This is a genomic window from Streptomyces carpinensis, from assembly GCF_002154505.1.
Lineage (GTDB): Bacteria > Actinomycetota > Actinomycetes > Streptomycetales > Streptomycetaceae > Streptomyces > Streptomyces carpinensis.
Genome location: NZ_MUBM01000073.1, coordinates 20,391 through 36,797, shown reverse-complemented (window position 1 = coordinate 36,797; position 16,407 = coordinate 20,391). Strand labels below are relative to the sequence as shown.

Annotated in this window: 17 protein-coding genes and 1 pseudogene; 3 read left to right on the top strand and 15 right to left on the bottom strand. The window is 66.9% G+C overall.

Features of this window, described 5'->3' with window-relative positions; all coding sequences use genetic code 11:
- Nucleotides 1-11: 11 nt before the first annotated feature.
- The 4 genes from BZY54_RS10555 to BZY54_RS10540 all read right to left on the bottom strand — a co-directional run bounded on the left by BZY54_RS10555 (nt 12) and on the right by BZY54_RS10540 (nt 5,714).
- A complete protein-coding gene (locus BZY54_RS10555) occupies nt 12-1,448 on the bottom strand; it encodes a purine-cytosine permease family protein (RefSeq protein ID WP_086724830.1) in 1,437 nt (478 codons plus the stop codon).
- An 81-nt stretch (nt 1,449-1,529) separates the two neighbouring features.
- Nucleotides 1,530-2,978, bottom strand: coding sequence for an ABC transporter substrate-binding protein (locus BZY54_RS10550; RefSeq protein ID WP_086724828.1), 1,449 nt, complete (start codon nt 2,976-2,978; stop codon nt 1,530-1,532).
- A gap of 104 nt (nt 2,979-3,082) precedes the next feature.
- Nucleotides 3,083-4,474, bottom strand: a complete 1,392-nt coding sequence (locus BZY54_RS10545; RefSeq protein ID WP_086724826.1) for a C69 family dipeptidase — start codon at nt 4,472-4,474, stop codon at nt 3,083-3,085.
- 325 nt (nt 4,475-4,799) lie between these two features.
- Nucleotides 4,800-5,714, bottom strand: coding sequence for an NADP-dependent oxidoreductase (locus tag BZY54_RS10540; protein WP_158103835.1), 915 nt, complete (start codon nt 5,712-5,714; stop codon nt 4,800-4,802).
- Between the two features lie 215 nt (nt 5,715-5,929).
- Between BZY54_RS10540 and BZY54_RS55335 the strand changes: the two genes are divergently transcribed.
- Nucleotides 5,930-6,304 (top strand): GntR family transcriptional regulator, encoded by a 375-nt coding sequence (locus BZY54_RS55335; RefSeq protein ID WP_244217082.1) that lies wholly within the window; start codon nt 5,930-5,932, stop codon nt 6,302-6,304.
- A 175-nt stretch (nt 6,305-6,479) separates the two neighbouring features.
- Here the strand turns inward: BZY54_RS55335 and BZY54_RS10525 are convergent, their stop codons facing one another.
- The 5 genes from BZY54_RS10525 to BZY54_RS10505 all read right to left on the bottom strand — a co-directional run bounded on the left by BZY54_RS10525 (nt 6,480) and on the right by BZY54_RS10505 (nt 9,489).
- Nucleotides 6,480-6,863, bottom strand: a complete 384-nt coding sequence (locus tag BZY54_RS10525; protein WP_086724848.1) for an MmcQ/YjbR family DNA-binding protein — start codon at nt 6,861-6,863, stop codon at nt 6,480-6,482.
- Between the two features lie 165 nt (nt 6,864-7,028).
- Nucleotides 7,029-7,676: a nitroreductase family protein gene (locus BZY54_RS10520; protein ID WP_086724821.1), complete on the bottom strand. Its 648-nt coding sequence runs from the start codon at nt 7,674-7,676 to the stop codon at nt 7,029-7,031.
- Between the two features lie 59 nt (nt 7,677-7,735).
- On the bottom strand, nt 7,736-8,626 hold the full coding sequence (locus BZY54_RS10515) for an isocitrate lyase/PEP mutase family protein (protein WP_244217081.1): 891 nt from the start codon (nt 8,624-8,626) through the stop codon (nt 7,736-7,738).
- A gap of 129 nt (nt 8,627-8,755) precedes the next feature.
- Nucleotides 8,756-8,938: a hypothetical protein gene (locus tag BZY54_RS10510; RefSeq protein ID WP_086724817.1), complete on the bottom strand. Its 183-nt coding sequence runs from the start codon at nt 8,936-8,938 to the stop codon at nt 8,756-8,758.
- Entirely contained in the window at nt 8,935-9,489 is a 555-nt protein-coding gene (locus tag BZY54_RS10505; RefSeq protein WP_086724815.1) for a carboxymuconolactone decarboxylase family protein, read from the bottom strand. The genes BZY54_RS10510 and BZY54_RS10505 overlap by 4 nt, the downstream gene beginning before the upstream one ends.
- 464 nt (nt 9,490-9,953) lie before the next feature.
- Here BZY54_RS10505 and BZY54_RS10500 point away from each other — a divergent pair, with 464 nt between their 5' ends.
- Nucleotides 9,954-10,139: a hypothetical protein gene (locus BZY54_RS10500; protein ID WP_086724813.1), complete on the top strand. Its 186-nt coding sequence runs from the start codon at nt 9,954-9,956 to the stop codon at nt 10,137-10,139.
- Between the two features lie 19 nt (nt 10,140-10,158).
- Nucleotides 10,159-10,776 carry a TetR/AcrR family transcriptional regulator gene (locus BZY54_RS10495; RefSeq protein WP_244217080.1) on the top strand — a complete coding sequence of 206 codons (618 nt, stop codon included), beginning with the start codon at nt 10,159-10,161 and terminating at the stop codon, nt 10,774-10,776.
- 38 nt (nt 10,777-10,814) lie between these two features.
- Here BZY54_RS10495 and BZY54_RS53015 read toward each other — a convergent pair whose 3' ends face one another.
- The 6 genes and pseudogenes from BZY54_RS53015 to BZY54_RS10460 form a co-directional block, all read right to left on the bottom strand.
- Entirely contained in the window at nt 10,815-11,123 is a 309-nt protein-coding gene (locus tag BZY54_RS53015) for a DUF6510 family protein (protein WP_086724809.1), read from the bottom strand.
- Between the two features lies 1 nt (nt 11,124).
- Nucleotides 11,125-11,880, bottom strand: coding sequence for a ferredoxin reductase (locus tag BZY54_RS10485; protein WP_086724807.1), 756 nt, complete (start codon nt 11,878-11,880; stop codon nt 11,125-11,127).
- Entirely contained in the window at nt 11,850-12,449 is a 600-nt protein-coding gene (locus BZY54_RS10480; RefSeq protein WP_086724805.1) for a sulfite oxidase-like oxidoreductase, read from the bottom strand. Before BZY54_RS10480 ends, BZY54_RS10485 begins: the two co-directional genes overlap by 31 nt.
- A gap of 222 nt (nt 12,450-12,671) precedes the next feature.
- Nucleotides 12,672-13,256 (bottom strand): sigma-70 family RNA polymerase sigma factor, encoded by a 585-nt coding sequence (locus tag BZY54_RS10475; RefSeq protein ID WP_086724803.1) that lies wholly within the window; start codon nt 13,254-13,256, stop codon nt 12,672-12,674.
- Between the two features lie 913 nt (nt 13,257-14,169).
- A pseudogene (locus BZY54_RS10465) lies at nt 14,170-15,088 on the bottom strand (IS481 family transposase).
- Nucleotides 15,085-16,347 (bottom strand): beta-ketoacyl-[acyl-carrier-protein] synthase family protein, encoded by a 1,263-nt coding sequence (locus tag BZY54_RS10460; protein WP_086724802.1) that lies wholly within the window; start codon nt 16,345-16,347, stop codon nt 15,085-15,087. Before BZY54_RS10460 ends, BZY54_RS10465 begins: the two are co-directional and overlap by 4 nt.
- Between the last annotated feature and the right edge of the window lie 60 nt (nt 16,348-16,407).

Below are 16,407 nucleotides of genomic sequence, written 5' to 3'. Positions count from 1 at the left end.
CTCTCCAGTATCTATGACAGGGCGCTGTGCAGCTGCGCCGAGGCCCCGTCCGCCTGGACGGGCTTGTAGTAGCGGCCCCTGGTCGCGGCGGTGAACGCGACATGCAGGACGGGGCCGAGCAACATCGAGATGAACGACGCGTAGTACACCGGATAGACACCGACGATGCCCAGCGTGCCGACCAGCACCGCCAGTGCGAGTGAGGCGAGACCGCAGGGGTTCCAGGACCGCACCTCGTGCGGTTCGAACTCGATGTTCTCCGGCCGGCCGAGTTTCATCCATCGGCGGCACACGAAGTAGTCGGCGAGGATGATCAGAACCCAGGTGTTGGTGAGGACGCCCGTGATCGCCAGAAACGTGTCCAGGTGGTCGATGACGTTGAACGCGTAGAAGACGACACCCAGGATCCAGACCAGGTACGTCCAGTACTGGCGGCCGGGGCGGAAGTTGGCGGCGACGTCGAATCCGGACGAGAGCGCGATGGAACCGCCGTACAGGTTCATGACGTTGATGCGGATCTGGGTGATGACGGCGAAGACGACACCCACCCCGCCCATGAGGTATACGAACATGAAGCCCGGATCCTGGGCGTTGGACTGCGCGTGCGGTCCGTGCAGTTCGTTCAGCAGCGTGACGCCGATGAAAGCACCCACGAAGATCACTGCGAACATCGGGATGAGTTCACCGAGCATGATGGCGGCAGTGCCGCGGTAGCGGACGTTGCGGGAGGCGAAACGCCCGTAGTCGGTCGCCATCAGGCCCTGGAAGATCATCTGGCCGTTGGCCAGGCTGAACGCGCTCCACATCGCCGCGCTGCCCGTGGCGCCGGTGGCGTGCCAGCCGCCCGCGCCGACCGGGGTGTGAGCCGTGAACATCTTGAACAGGCCCCAGCCGAGCAGGATCAGGAACAGTGGGAAGCCCCAGGACTGGAGGAACGACATGGCGTGCATGCCGCGTCGGACCACCAGCAGGGTGACCAGGCCCACCACGGCGAAGATGGCGATGCCGCCGACAGAGTTGATGTCGATCTTGAAATATCTCGCGATCGCGTGCGAGACGATCGTTCCCTCGAAGAGGAAGTAGTAGACGTAGTTGACGGCGTAGATGAACGAGGTGACCGCCGCGCCGCGGCTGCCGAAGCCGAGACCCCTGCTGAGCAGGTTCTGCGACAGGCCTTCCCGGCTCGCCATGCGCATGGTGAGCATGCCGATGCCCACGGCGCCGAAGAAGAAGTAGGAGATCGGGGCAAGCATTCCGGGCCATCCCACGAGGAATGCCTGTTGGGCACCGAAGGAGAAGAAGAACATCGCGGTGGCGTTGCCGAGCAGCACGAGGCTGATGGCGGGTATGGGCCACCGCAGATGCGCGGGCACCCGGTTGATCGCGAAGCTCTCGATCTGGTCGTCGATCGATGTGGTCGGTCCTCTGAACTTCTCTAGTATGCTCACGCTGCAGCTTTCCTCGGGCACGGGTGATTGCTGTCTGGTGAGTCCGGCGTGCTGTGCCGGACTCACCTCACGTCCGTCGGATCACGCTCCTGTTGTGGCGACCGGTTTCCCGATGGGGCGGGGGCCGTCCCACACGAGGCGGAGATTGCCGAGCGTGCGATAGACGTGAAGACCCATCTCGTTGTCGACCAGTTCGGCCGATGAGTGGTATCGCTGAGTGGTACCGACGAACTTGTTGAGAACGCCGTTCTCCTGCCAGGCCTCGCGATCCACCGCGATATGGGGCGGCAGGAAGTTGCGCGACAGGCAGCGCCGTGTAGCGCTCTCGATCACTTTCGGGTCGACGTCGGTGAATTCCAGTTGAGCCACCCGGACCGCTTCGTCCGGGAAGGCATGGGCGTACTGGCAGGCTTTCTCCAGCGCGGTGATCACCGCTTTGTGCTGTGCGGGCTTGTCCTGCACGGTGCCACGTCGCGTAGCCAGCGCTGACAGCAGGTACGGGCCCAAAAAGCTGGAGAAGTCCAAGACCTCGTGCAGGCCCTTCGACATGGCCACGTCCGCCTGTGGCGGAAAGGCGAGGCAGATGTCAGCCTGCCCGGCCAGAACGGGGTCCGGCTCCCTGCCGATCGGCACCTGGAGGCCGCGGTAGGAAGACTCGGGGCCCGCCTGGTAAAGGAACTGAAGGTAGCGCAGCAGGGCCCACTGCGAGTCGGGCTGGGGCTGGGTGGCGACGGTGCGCCCGGCGATGGTGCGCGTGCTGAAGACACGCGGGTCGTCGGTGGCCTCCACGGCCGGGTCCGCGGCCAGCGCCAGGATGGCCTGCCCGTTGCAGATGCTGCCGACCACGACCGCGTCCTCGATCCCCTGCTCGAAGGCTCGGACGGTGAACACCGGATCGTGGACGGAATAGTCGGCGATGCCGGCCTCCACCGCGGACCAGGCCTCGGTGCCGCCGCCGGCGGTGGTGATCTCGACCCGTACCCCCTCGTCCGCGAAGAATCCGACGTCATGGGCGATGTACAGCGGCAGATACAGCAGCGAGTGGTACGCCTGGGCGATTCGTACGGCCGCCTGCGGTGCCTCCTCGGCCACGGCGGGCGCGCGAGGCTCTTCGGCGGGGGTTGGGTCGATGCCCGAAAGCAGCGCCGTGATCGACGCCGAGGGCAGGCCCAGCATCAGTGCCTCGTTGATGAACGCCCGCTGGGTCAGGTCACCGCGCTGGTAGCGCTCCACCAGTGCGTCGAGCGCACGCCCGGTGGTGACCGGAAGCCGACGGCGTCGGACCAGCCCGCGGGCCCGTTCCCTGATGTCGTCCTCGGCAAGCTCCGGCACGGACTGGTCCCCGACCCGGTAGACAAGGTCCGCCTGCAGGCGGTCGAGGACCGCGACCGGGCGCAGCAGGATCGTTCCATCGTCTTGGAGGACGACCTCCAGGACGTCACCCTCGTGCAGTTCGGCCGCACGGCGGACCGGCATGGGCAGGGTGACCTGCCCATTGCTGCGGATGTGAACGGTTTCCGGACGGTCCATGACTCCTCGATCCGGTACTTGAGATCTCAGATTTGATTTCAGGCCGGTAGCATGCGGACCCCCGGACTGGCTTGTCAAGGGTTGTCCGCGCCACGGCACGCCCCTCAGCCGGACAGCTGGGCGACGAGACGGTCGAGGACCTCCAGTGCCCTCTGCGCGCACGACTCGGTGTAGTCGGCCAGGAGATCCGCCATGGCGCTGTGCTCTCCCCGCCCGCGCAGTGCGAGCGCGTCCTTCTCCACCTGCGGGAGTTCGGCCGCCCACTGCCGTTCCAGGGTGTCGAACGCCCGGCGCACGATGGGCTGGTTCTCGTTGAAGGTCCACGCCTGCTCGCCGCCCTTGACCACGTCGAGCAGGTGGCGGAAGCGCCACCAGTAGGACCCTTCGTCATACGTGTCCACCGGCGCATGCTCGGGGGGACACTCCCGGACGCCGGCCGTCCCCGCCGCCGAGAAGATCTCGGGCACCCTGCCGGCGTCCACGAACACCGGCAGGTACACACCGGTGCACGGCGTCAGCGGCGTCCACCACAGGTGGGGCAGCCCCTCCCCGCTCTTCGGCAGCACGAACACCGCCGAGCCGGCCGTGTTGCCCCAGGTGAAGTCCGACGGGTGGGAGTGCATGCACAGACTCAGGAAGTCTGGCAGCGCCGCGTTGAAGTACGGGCCGCCCAGGAAGGTGTCCTCGTAGTGGTCGCGCAGCACCCGCTGGGCCTCACTGACTCCGACCCCGCCGGCCTCCACCGCCTCGCCGAGGAGTTGGCGTGAGCGCTGGAGTCGGATGTGGGACAGCTGCAGAGGCGTTCCAGGGTCGACGTAGGCGCGAGCGAAGTCGAAGGGTCGCCCCGGCGCGGACTCCCACCAGCCGGAATCCACCGCGTGCTCGACAAGGTCGCCGCTGGCGCGGTCCCACTCGGTGCGGATGGTCGGCTGGTTGGAGATGGCGTACGTCCCCGTGGTGACCTGTTTGGCGGCCCAGCGGTGACCGCTGGTCTCCAGCACCCACGCTTCCTGGGCGTCGGCGATGAGGAAGGAGTTGTCGTACCCCCCTGTTTCCGGCGGCTGCCCCACGACGCCGGAGCCCCACTGCCCGTAGCGCTGCACCAGCGAGCAGATGACGTCGAGTGCCTCCCGGGCCGTGCGGCCCCGCTCCAGGCCCAGGCGCACAAGTTCCATGCCGAGGATGCCGCCGTCCCGGGCGGCGCCGCCCTTGACCGCGGAGACCGTGGCCGCCCAGTCCCTGGTGAACATGGCCTCGTTGCCTATGGCCACACCCCATTCGTTGAGGCCCTCTTCGTGCCCCCAGCACCAGTAGGGCGAGCCGCCCAGGTGCGCGTAGGACTCCTCGACATCGTCAATCCCGACATGTGCCAGCCGCAGAGTGGCACCGGCCTGTGCGGTGCGGCGCGGTTGGAAGCGCAGTGGTTGTGTGTCGGACACAGGGCGGTCGCTGTTCTTGGCCAGCATGACGTGCCCTCCGGGCACGCTGTCGGCCATGGCCACGAATGTGTCGCAGCTCCAGGGAAGCACAGTGGTTTCTCCCGCTTCGGCGAGAGCCGGCTGCCGGCTCCATCGAGAACTTGAGATCTCAGGATCACCCCAAGTGGCTCATTTGTCGACAACGCACTTTCCCGGCCTCCCTCACACTTCCTGCTCTGTCATGGGAAACCGCAGGCCATATGCCTGATCGAGAGTCGTCGAAAGCTGAAGCCGGCCGCCGAGCTCGAGACCGGAGCAGAATCAAGGGCACCGTGCACGGCTTCTCGATAGCGCCAGGCTGGCACCGTGGCCCAGCTTCGGGATCGGGCGGTGCCCGGTCGGGTCATGCTCGGGTGAGCACGATCTTCTTACCGCCGGCCCGTCCGGTAACCACTCGGGCGAACGCAGCCGGTCCCTCGCTCAGCGGCAGGGGTTCCGGGGCGAGTTTCAAGGTTCCCGCGGCGGCCTGCTCCGCCAGCTGGACAAGCTGCGCCGCGTTGGGCTCTACGTAGAGGTCCCAACTCGTGATGCCTCGTGCCTCCGGAGGCGCGTCCGAGGTCAGGGAGCACAGTCGGCCGCCGTCGCGCACCAGAGGCAGGGCGGCGTCCGCCGTGCCGGTGGCGATGATGAGGGCGGCGTCGAACCCGCCGCGTACCGTGGCCGGCCAGTTCGGGTCGTGGTAGTCGACGACCTCCCTCGCTCCCAGACCGAGCAGGCGCTCGGTAGCGGCAGCGGACGCGGTCGCGGTCACCTCGATGCCCTTGGCCGCGGCGAGCTGGATGGCCAGGGCTCCGGTGGCCCCGCCTCCGTTGGTGATCAGGAGCCGCTGTCCCCGGCCGGGGTCCAGCTTCTCCAGGGCCTGCAACGCGGTGAGTCCGTTGACCGGCAGCGCCGCCGCGTGCACGGCGTCCAGCCCGGGTGGGCAGGCTGCCGCGTGATCCGCGTTGATCAGAACGCGTTCGGCCCAGAAGCCGCTTCCCCCGGGCAGCGGGGCCTCGTGTGCGAGCACCCGGTCGCTTACGGCAAACCCGGTGACGCCTGCGCCGACGGCCAGCACCTTACCCGCGCCCTCCACTCCCAGCGCCGCCGGGGGGCGCAGCCCCACGTCCCAGCCGGCGCCGTTCAGCAGTTGGTCCCACGGGCCGACCCCGGCCGCCTCAACCGCCACCAGGATCTGACCGGGCCCGGGAGAGGGCGGTTCGGGCAACTCCAGCAGGGCGACTTCCTTCTCGGCCCCTGATACTCCGCACGCCTTCACTGTAGATCTTTGTCCTCTCACTCAGTCCGGCCGACCGGGCGGTACGGGCCGGAAACCCGAAACAGGCAGCAGTGTCGACCTCCGGATCCCCTACGGACATCGCTCGTGGTCTCAGCCGCATTGGTGTCGAGCCTATGCAGTCAATGGCCCTGACATGCGGTCCATTTGAAGAGTGACTCACTGGGCCAATCGTGGAATAAATCTGCACCTGGACCTTGGGTCGGGGCGCACGGACCCGCCTTGAACAGGCGCTGTGCCAGGCCGTACGGGGCGGGAGGCTGACACCGGGCACCACGCTGCCGTCGTCACGAGTGCTCGCGCAGATCCATGTCGCGCGGAACACGGTCACCGACGCATACGAAGGGTGGTTGACGGCTCGTCAGGGGCGGGGAGCCCGGTTGGCGCGGGAGACATTCGCTGAGCCCTCGCACAGCAAGTGCGTACGAGTTGTCGGTCTGCCGCTCGCCAGGACGTCCGCCCGCCACGCCCCTTCGGGGGGACGCCCATCGATCACCCCGGGCCTACCAACCGAACCTTCGTACCCAGCACCTCGTGTCGCAGCAGCCGCCCGTACTTCCGTTCTGCCTTGAGGGTGACGATGCGTTCGTCCCGGGTCGTCCGTGACGATCAGGAAGGCCTTGCCCGCCACCTCGTAGACGTCCAGTTGCTCGGTGAACGGGCGCGCGTGACTGACCCCGGGCAGCACCAGTGCCGTGTCGCGCGCTCTGTCCTGGAGCTTCTCGCCGCCGATGGGCATGACGCAGGTCAGGCGCGGCGGCCGTAGGTGCGCGGATCCACGGGCTGCTCCGGCTTGGGAAGCCCGCCGACCACGAGACGGTAGGAGTCGGTCACGAGCTCCTTCACCAGCTTCTCGTCGATGGTGCCCCCGCCTTCCGCCGTAATCCAGTGTTTCTTGTTCATGTGATAGCCGGGGGTGATGTCTGCGTACTGCTCCCGCAGGGCTGCGGCGTCGTCCGGATCAGCTTTCAGGATCACGACGGGGCGCCCCGGCATGTCCGTCATGAGCATGAAGACCTTGCCGCGCACCTTGTAGACCTTCCAGTCGGGGCCGAAACGATGCTCCAGGTCGACGCCGGGCAGTCCCACAGTGCAGTCGCCCGCGATCTTCTGCAGCTCCTGTCCGTCCAAGGTGATCAACTCCTCTGTCGATCCGAGTGCCCTGACCGCCCGGCCAAGGCACAAGGTGGCATCTCCCGCATGGCCGCCACGAACGGTCGCGGCGCACGCCGACAACCTCGACAAGATCGTGTGACGAGCTCTATGTGTTCTCGGTTTTGGTTTCCGGGTGGGTGTTCAGATGAAGGTGAACAGCTGGTCGGCGTCGAATCGCGAGATCGGCGTGGTGTACACCTTCTCCGGGTCGGGGTAGCCGAGGGCCAGCAGCACCGTCGTGCTGTGTCCGGTCTCGCGGATCTTGAACGCCTTGTCGACACTGGTCGGGTCGAACCCCTCCAGCGGCGTGGCCTCGACGCCGAGCTCAGCGGCCGCCATCATGGTCAGGCCCACCGCCATGTAGGTCTGCTTCTCCATCCAGTGGTTCAGGTCCTTGTAGCCGTAGTTGCGCAGGTTGAGGAAGTCTCGGGTCATTGATTCCCACAGCTCCTGCTTTGACGGGTCAGGGAACCGACCGTCAGTCCTCTCCTTCGTGAACACCGCCTCGAGGTGGCTGTCAGGCACATCTGCCCGGGTGGTGAGGATGATGGTGTGCGACGCGTTCAGGATCTTCTCGGCGTTGTCCTGGAATCGTTCGCCCAGGTTGTCGGCGAGTCGCTCTTTGCCTTCGGGCGTGGCGAGGACGTAGAAGTGGTTGGGCTGTACGTTCACCGATGACGGCGTGGAGCGCAGGAACCTCAGCAGCTGCTGAAGGGTCTCCTCCGGAATGGTCTTGCTGGGGTCGAAGTACCTGGTGAGGTGCTTGCTCATAAGCTTGTCGAGATTCATGTCAATCTGCCTTCTTCTTGCGATGAGTGGGTGAGGAACGGCCGTTCGCAGGGTTTGAGCTAGTTCGTGCCGCGGGCAAGCAGGTCGCTGATGCGCTCGAAGCCGATTCCTGTCGTCGCGGCGGTGAGGTCACCCACGACGAGAGCCTTGGTGGCCTGTTCGAGTGCCTCCATCGCGTGGGTGTAGAGCGCCGGCCCCACGCTGATGCGCTTGACCCCGGCCTTCTGCAGTTCAGCGACGGTCAGCACCTTGTCCGCCGGCGAGATGAGGACGTTGACCGGTGTCGGCGCGACGGCGGTGACGATTGCGACGAGTGCGTCGAGGTCGGGTGGGTATGGCGCGTAGAGCACATCGGCCCCGGCGTCGGCGAAGGCCGTCAGGCGCCGGATGGTGTCGTCGAGATCGGGCCGCCCCTGGATGAAGTTGTCGGTGCGGCCGGTGACGACGATGCGGCCCTTGGCCGCGTCGACGGCGCTGCGTATGCGGTTGACTGCCTCGTCGAAGTCGCGGATGGGCTGATCGGGATTGCCCGAGGTGTCTTCGATCCCGATACCGGCCAGGCCGGACTCGACGGCGGCTTCCACGGTCGCGGCGACGTCTTCGGGCGTGTCGCCGTAGCCGTCCTCGAAGTCTCCGTTGACGGGCAGCCCGGTGAGTCGGCCGAGCAGCCGCGCATGCTCGAGGTGCTCTTCGCGGGTGACTTCGTGACGTCCGTCGGCCCGGCCGAGGGTGGCGGCGAGTGCCGCCGATGATGTCGCGATCGCCTCGAAGCCGGCATCGGCCAGCATCAGCGCCGAGAGGCCGTCCCAGGCGTTCGGCATGACGAGGCCACCGTCGCGGGTGTGCAGCGCCATGAACTTCTCATAGAGTTCGGAGCCTGGCATGTCGAGCCTTTCCTGAATGGTCGTTGGGTCGGTGAGGGTTTCCCGGCTGGGGTACTCCCGGATCAACTGATGCCCGTCGGTGAGGTAGGTCCCGGTACGCCACCCAGTTCTCGAAGACTCCTTCGCGGCGACGGGCGGCGAAGTTGCCGGCGGAGAAGGCACGGATCGACTCGCGGCCCTGGGCCCCGCCAGAGCTCAGCCCATGTCTCCCGACAAAAGCACGGCCGTGGGTGTTTCGATGACGCCGTCCGCCGCGTAGAGGTCGGCTGTCTTGTCCGCGTCCTCGGCCGGCACAACTTGCTGCCAAGAGCGGAACACATGCTCGATCGCGCTCTCGCGTGCCGCGCCGGGCGCCGTCGGCTCCGGGTGCGGGTTCACTGGGCCACGGTCGTATCGACCGAGCCGACGGCGGGGATGTCGAGTTCGGTCTGGTTGACGTTGTTGATGAAGTTGGTGAGCAGGAATTGCACTATCACCGCGACGATCGCCAGGATCTGCGGGTCGGTGTACCCGGCGCCCCGCACCCCCGCGAGCTCGGCGTCGCTGACCCGCCCGCGGCTCTCGACCACCCGCTGCGCAAAGCGAGCGGCCGCGGCGCGTTTGGGATCGACCGAGCTCCCGACGCGGCCGAGCTCGATGTCGTCGTCCGACATCCCGCCGAATTCGGTCGCGACGTAGGTGTGCATCGCCAGGCAGTAGCTGCAACCGTTGGCTTGCGACACGGCCAGCGCGATGCTGTGCCGCGTCCTCGCATCGAGGACCCGGCTCAAGGCGCCTTGAAGAGTCGTGACGACCTCGAGAACGGTCGGGTTCGACGCGATGGTCTTGAACATGTTCGGGACGAAGCCGAGCTGCGCACCAACGTTGTCGAGTATCCGCTGCGCGCCGGCGGGGACATCCTCTTGCGGGGGAACGTTCAGTCGTGACACGGCGAACCGACCTCCGGTCGGGGTGTGAGTAGTCGTCGAGCCCGAGTCGGGCTCGCAGTGCTTCGGAGCCCCGGGCCTTACCTGCGCCGGCCGCAATCTGGCCGATGGCGTCGGTTGCGCCGGACGCCTGGTGACCTGCATTGCGAGGGGGCGACTCCGTCGGCCCCGAGTTCCGGATCTCTTCCCAACCGGGGCACCGCATATGAAGGACTATACAGACCAGAACCTCCAACGCCAACCCTACTCAGGCGAGCCAAGTCGACCGCGCTGGATACAAGCGGGTCAATGTCGCATCGGATCAGTAAATACGTAGGTCAGAGGCACGTGAGGGCTATGCCGTGAGCCATTCGACCGGTCGAAGCGAGCGAGTTCAAGCCGACTCGAGTCAGGTCAGCCCGGGTGCGATCGATCGACGTAAGTGGACGATTTAGTCCAATACTAGGTGAGGAGAGGGTTCCGCTGACATGACCGCCGCAACACAGTTCATCGACGCCACCGACGCCTACGTGAAGGTTCGCAAGGACGTCATCTCTCACCGACCGGCCTATATGCTCGCAGTAGTGCCACAGCTGATCCGGCCCAGTGTCCGCCTGGAAAACGAGGTCACCGCGGTTGAACGCACTCCGCGGTCAAGCTGCACGAGTGAGTGACATGCCCGAGGGAGACACCGTGCCCGGAACCAGCGGTACACGCCGCACGCCACGCGGCCTGGAGACCCGTTCACGGATCGTTGATTCGGCAGCCAAGCTGTTCTACGTCAAGGGCGTCAACGCCACCACCCTCGATGACGTCCGGCTGGCCAGCAGCACCAGTAAGTCCCAGTTGTACAACCACTTCGAGGGCAAACCCGCGCTGATCCACGCCGTGATCGACGTGCAGTCGAAGTTCGTCCTCGCCCGCGAGGAACAGCGCCTGCGCGGCGTGAAGACCCTCACCGGTCTGCGTCGCTGGCGTGACGCCCTGGTACAGGCCAACTCACTGCAGGACGGCTCGTACGGGTGCGCGCTGGGCGCGATGTCGATTGAGCTGTCCGACAACGATGAGCAGTCCCGCCAAGCGCTCAACGCATCATTCGATGCCTGGCGGTGGATGCTCGTCGAAACGCTGACCCGGCTCCGCGTCCTCGGCGTACTCGCCGAGGACGCGGACCCGCAACGCCTGGGTACTGGTCTGCTGGCTGCCCTGCAGGGTGGTTACGTGCTTGCACAGAACGCTCGCAGCTCCGAGCCGATGGCCGTGGCGCTGGACATGGCCCTGGACCACATCGCATCCTTCGCTCGCAGCTGAGCCCACGTTCGCAGCTCCACGAGCGCGTTCGTGGGAACTCAGGCCTCCCCCAATGGAATTGTCAGGGAGGCCGCGCCGCTCATGTCGAGCCAGACCCCGTCCCTCGTGCGCGTCGTACGCAGCACGACTCTCCCGCACTGCCGGCAGCGCGCGACGAGGCCCGGTGCGTGCCTGTACACGTGCAGGCGAGCGAGGGGACCTGTGCAGCCGCAGTTGGAGCATCGGCTCGTCGCGGCGGTCACATCAACGGCGAAGACCTCGGACAGGGGCCCTGCGAGTGCGTTTCCGTCGACATACCCGGCATGGGTACCGTCCGCATCTGGGCCGCCGACCTCTGCGGACGCCATCTCAACCTCCACTGTCGCCGAAGCGCTCGGTACGTACTCGCTCGGGTGCATGTCCCAGGAGCACCAGGTAGGCAGCTGTCTTCTCGACGAACGCCGTGGGCCCGCAGACATAGCAGGTCGGCTCGAAGTCGGGGGGCCAGCCGCCGCGGACCAAGTCCTCAGGAGCGATGCGCCCCGGCGGGCGCGGTGAGTCCGCGGGGGCCTCTCTGCTGTAGAGGTACGTCGTATCCAGCCCCGGCGCCCCCTTGCGGAGCTCCGAGCGGTACAGCACGTCCGACGGGGTCCGCACTGCGTACAGCAGCCGGAACGGGGCCCGGCTGCCGACTCCCTCCCGCACGCGGATCATGCACATCAGAGGCACGAGTCCCGATCCGCCCGCTACCAGGAGAACCGGCTCTGTCTGCTGCTGCCTCCAGACGAACCAGCCGCCTACAGGCCCGCGCAGCTCTAGCTGGTCCCCGGGCACGAGCTCGTCCACGAGGTACGGCGACACTTCCCCGCCGGGCGTGCGCTGAACCGTCAGGTCGAGACCTCCGCCGTTGGGGGCTGAGGCGATCGAGTAGCTGCGCTGGGTGCTGTAGCCGTCTTCTGCGGTCAGCCTGACGTCCACATGCTGGCCGGCCAGGTGCCCGGGCCAGTCCGGCAGGTCCAGTGTCAGAGTGACGGCCGTCGCCGACTCCACGCGCCGGCCCGTTACCTCGGCGGTCCGCCACCGGAGTCGGTCACCTAGTCTCCCTGGTACCGCTGTTCTCGCCATGGGTCTCCGTAGTTGTGATAGCCGGCGCTCTCCCAGAAGCCGGGCACGTCGCTCTGCCGCAGCTCGATCCCGCGCACCCACTTCGCGGACTTCCACAAGTACAGGTGCGGGACCAGCAGCCGAGCGGGGCCACCGTGTTCGGGTGCCAGATCGCTGCCCCCGTAGCCGTAGGCGATCCAGGCTTTGCCGTCGACCAGGTCGGCGAGGGGGATGTTCGTGGTGTAGCCCCCGTACGAGGTGACGAGTACGTGCTCTGCGGCCGTCTCCACGTCCGCGAGCAGAACGTCAAGGGACACGCCGCGCCATTCGGTGCCGAACTTCGACCACTTCGTCACACAGTGCAGGTCGACGGTCGGTGACTCCGCCGGGAGTGCCATCAGGCCTGCCCAGTCCCACACGTGTTGCTTCCCGGCTTCCGTGGTCACGGACAGCTTCCAGTCGTCTTGCCGGATGCGGGGGGTGGGCCCGGCGGACAGCACCGGGAAGCCGGTCGTCTCGTACTGCCCGGGCGGCAGCTTCGTGCCTGCCGACGGCCTTCGGCCGTGGAAACCGCGCGAGATGAACGCCATGCTCGCCGTCCTTGTCAGTGCGGGGCGGCCCCTGTGGGCCCCTTCGGAGGTGAGCGCCCGAGGGGGGCGATTTCTTACCTCCGGCCCTTCGGGAAGGCGAGGTCCTGGCGACGCAGTCTCTTGTCCGTCCCCGGGGGACGACTGCCGGCCCGCCGGGACATGTGCGGCTGCGGTGCCGGTCCCCTGGTCAGCGCTGCCCGGGCCGACGTCGTCGCCTCTGCATCAGCCCACGGCGCTGAGATGTCCGCTGGCTATCAGCTGAGCTCGCAGTTTCTTACGGGCGTCGAACATCGTCTTGTAGAGCGCGTTGCGGTTCGTGTCCAGCTCACTGGCGAGCGTTTCCAGAGGGATCCCGTTGACGACGGCGGTGAAGACCTGCCTCTGGTGGGTGCTCAGTGCTGTCTCGACTGCGTCGCGCGTGGCTTCGACCAACTCTCGCGCCTGCCAGTTGCTGACGGGGTCGGTACCGGAGCGGTCGGGCACTTGCGCCCATTCGTCCAAGTCGAACCGGGTATTCGAAACACGCCAGAAATGGCGGCCCAGCTTGCTGGACACTTCAAGTACGACAAATCGGAACGCCCATGTGGTGAACCTGGCGTCGCCTCGAAATTCCCGGATTTTGTGAGTGATCCTCATCAGTGCGTCGGCGGCCGCCTGGTGGGCGAGATCGTTCAGCTCGGGCCCGGCAATCAGGTAACGAGGACCCCGGCGGAACGCTTCGTCCATGGCCATCCGCACCAGCAGTTCGTGCAGCCGCGTGCAGGCCTGCTCGTACTGCGGCCCACGGCCGCAGTCGAGCGCGTCCACCCAGGCGGCGGACTCCGGGTCGAGTTGCCCTCGTCCCGTGGCGGGCCCCGCTGCCGTGGCGCTGCCGCTGGTTCCGGCATGTCCATCCGGAACCGAGCGGCACGTTTTTCTGACATCCGTAGAGTGCATGGTTCTCAATCCCCAGGTCATCTTCCGCGGACAAGCCAATCACGAGACCATCTACAGGCCGTCTACGCGAAGTCGCTGTTTTCTCCTTCACCGTGCGACCGTCCCGGGATTTCACGGACGGGGTTTCCGGCGTATTTCGACGAGCGACTCGCGCGCGGCGTGGGGCGCGCTTTCCCGTACTGTCGCGACTGGCTGGTGAGCAGGCCGGCCGCGGAGGCCTGCGACCTTACACACCGGTGGCGGGCGGTCACTCTGTGCGCAGCCCGGGCGTGTACTGCGGCAGCAGCCAACGGAACTGCCGGCGTCCCCTGTGGATGCGCGACATCACGGTGCCGTGCCCACAGGGGTCCCCATCGTTTCCGCGATTTCGCGGTAGGAGAGACGCGTTCCAGCGCGTCTGCCGTGGCCGACTTCGACACTTCGGGAGCGTAGGCGCCAAGACGCGCCAACTGCTGGTCTCCGACCTCGGAGGAAAAGCACAGGTGCGGTCTGCACTGCTCTCTGCGGCGGGTAGATATGCACTGATCGACCATGATCTTCTTCATCCAGGCCGCGAAGTCCGTGCCTGGTCGAAACTGGTCGAACGACGCGTACGCGCGCGTGCGCCTCCTGGACCAGGTCTTCAGCGTCTGCTGCGTGGCGGGTCATGCGCCAGGCGGCGGCGTAGAGGGTGCGGCGATGCGGGAGGGCTTCCTCCTCGAATCTCGCACGGCGCTGAGCGAGGCGGGAATGCCCCTGGCTCAGCGCCCCTCCGGTCCGGGCAGTTCGGACTCGCCCCTGCTCCCTAGCTGTAGGAGGCCAGGACATTACTGACGCCTTGGCGTAGCCGCGACGCAGGAGGTCCTCCATCAGCGGTGCTGTGGGGGCGGTGGAAGTTGTAGTGGGTGTTCCAGATCGCGAGTGCTTCTCTACGCTGGTCTTCGGATACCCAAGCGCGGGCGTAGAGGAACTCCTCGGCAAGGATGCGGTTGTATCTCTCGACCTTCCCGTTATGTCGAGGCGTGTACAGGGTGATCCGCTGGTGGTGTGACCCGAGCAGGGCTCGAGCGAATGCGTCAGCCCTGTAGCAGGCACCGTTGTCGGTCACGACTCGCTCGATGTGGGTGATGCCGTGGGCAGCGAACCAGACTCGCGCCCGGCGGAGGAACGCGACGGCAGTGGCCGCCTTCTCGTCAGGGAGTTCTTCGGTGTAGGCGAGGCTGGAATACCCGTCGATGGCGGAATGGAGGTACACGTGGCCGCCGCGCTCGCTCTTGCCCTTGCGGCGCTCGACTGCCTTTGCCTGTTGACTTCCGCGACCGTGGATACGCCAGCCACCACCGTCGGGGATCCGGCCGGTCTTCTTCACGTCGACGTGCACCATGTGCCCGGGCCGTCGAGCAGTGGTCGTCCGCAGCTCTCGGTCGGTCTCGCCGTTGGGGTCGATGAACTTCCTTCGGTTCAGACCGAGGGCGGCCAGGTGGCGGGTGACCGTGCGGCGCGAGACCGCAATCCCGTCGACGGCGAGCTCGTAGGCGATGCGAGGGGCCGACCACTTGTGGCACGCCGCATCGCCTCAATGCATGTGACCACGTCGACTGGTATCGCACTCGGCTGATGGTGTTGCGTCGAGCTTCGATCAATCAAGCCGAGTCCGCCGTGTCGCCGGTGCCGGTTCACCGGCGGCGACCCTCCACGGACAATGGTGCGTTCGCGTGGGTCATGGTGTGGTCGAGGCCGTACGGGACGCGTGGTGCCGTGCGCCGGTGACAATGAGTGAGACATTCTGCCCACCGAAGCCGAAGGAGTTGCTGAGCACGGCCTCCTGTGGGACGTCTCGTCGCTCTGCGACGACATCGAGATCGATGTCGGGTCCGACGCCGGCCGCGGTGAGGTTGCGAGTCGGCGGGATGACGCCGTGCTCCACGCTGAGGACGGTGATGAGCGCCTCGATCGCACCCGCCGCGCCAAAGAGATGACCAAGCGCCGCCTTGGGGGCCGTTACGGTGGCGCGGCCGAAGACCTCCCTGATCGCGTGCGCCTCGGCGACGTCGCCGACAGGCGTTCCGGTGGCGTGGGCGTTGATATGGCTGATCTGCTCAGGAGCCAATCCAGCTTGCGCGAGGGCCTTCCGCATGGCCGATATCTGACCGGACCCGTCGGCAGCGGGCGCCGTGATGTGGTGAGCGTCTGCGGCGATGCCGGCACCCGCGAGCACCGCGTGGACGCGCGCGCCTCGGGCGCTGGCGTGCTCGGCGCTTTCGAGCACCACGACAGCGGCGCCTTCACTGAGGACGAATCCGCTGCGGTCCGCGGCGAACGGCCGGGACGCTGAGGCGGGTTCAGCGGTGTGACGCGACAGTGCTTGCGCCTGGGCGAAGCCGGCGACGGTGATCGCTGTGATCGCGGCCTCGGTCCCGCCCGCGATGACCACGTCCGCCTCGCCGGCACGGATGAGCCTGGCTCCCAGGGCGATTGCCTCGGCACCGGAGGAGCATGCCGAGACGGGCGTGTAGACACCGGCCCTTGCACCGTATTCGATGCTGATCAGCGCCGCCGCCGCATTGGGCATGAGCATCGGGACCGTGCGTGGGGAGACGCGCCGCGTCCCGGCCGTCTCCAGCACGTCGTCTTCCTTCAGCAGCGTCCGCACGCCCCCGATACCCGTGCCGATCGATGATGCGAGCCGGTCCGGGTCGACCCGCGGGGCACCGGCATCGGCCCAGGCTTCCGCCGCCGCGGTGAGGGCTGCCTGCTGCGAGCGGTCGAGCCGCCTGGCCTGCACCGGCAGTAGCGACTCGGCGGGGTCGATCGCCATCGTCCCCGCGACGGTGTCGGGAAGGCCGGTGTCCTCTTGGCCTCGCAGGACGCCGCAGCGGATGCCGGACTCGCCGGCGAGCAGGGCTGTCCAGGTGGACTCCACGTCTCCACCGAGCGGTGTGATCGCGCCGAGTCCGGTCACGACGACTTCAGTCCGGTGCATGCCCTTCGACCTTTCTTGTATGCGATACAAGCAGACAGGCATTGTTGTATCACATACAAT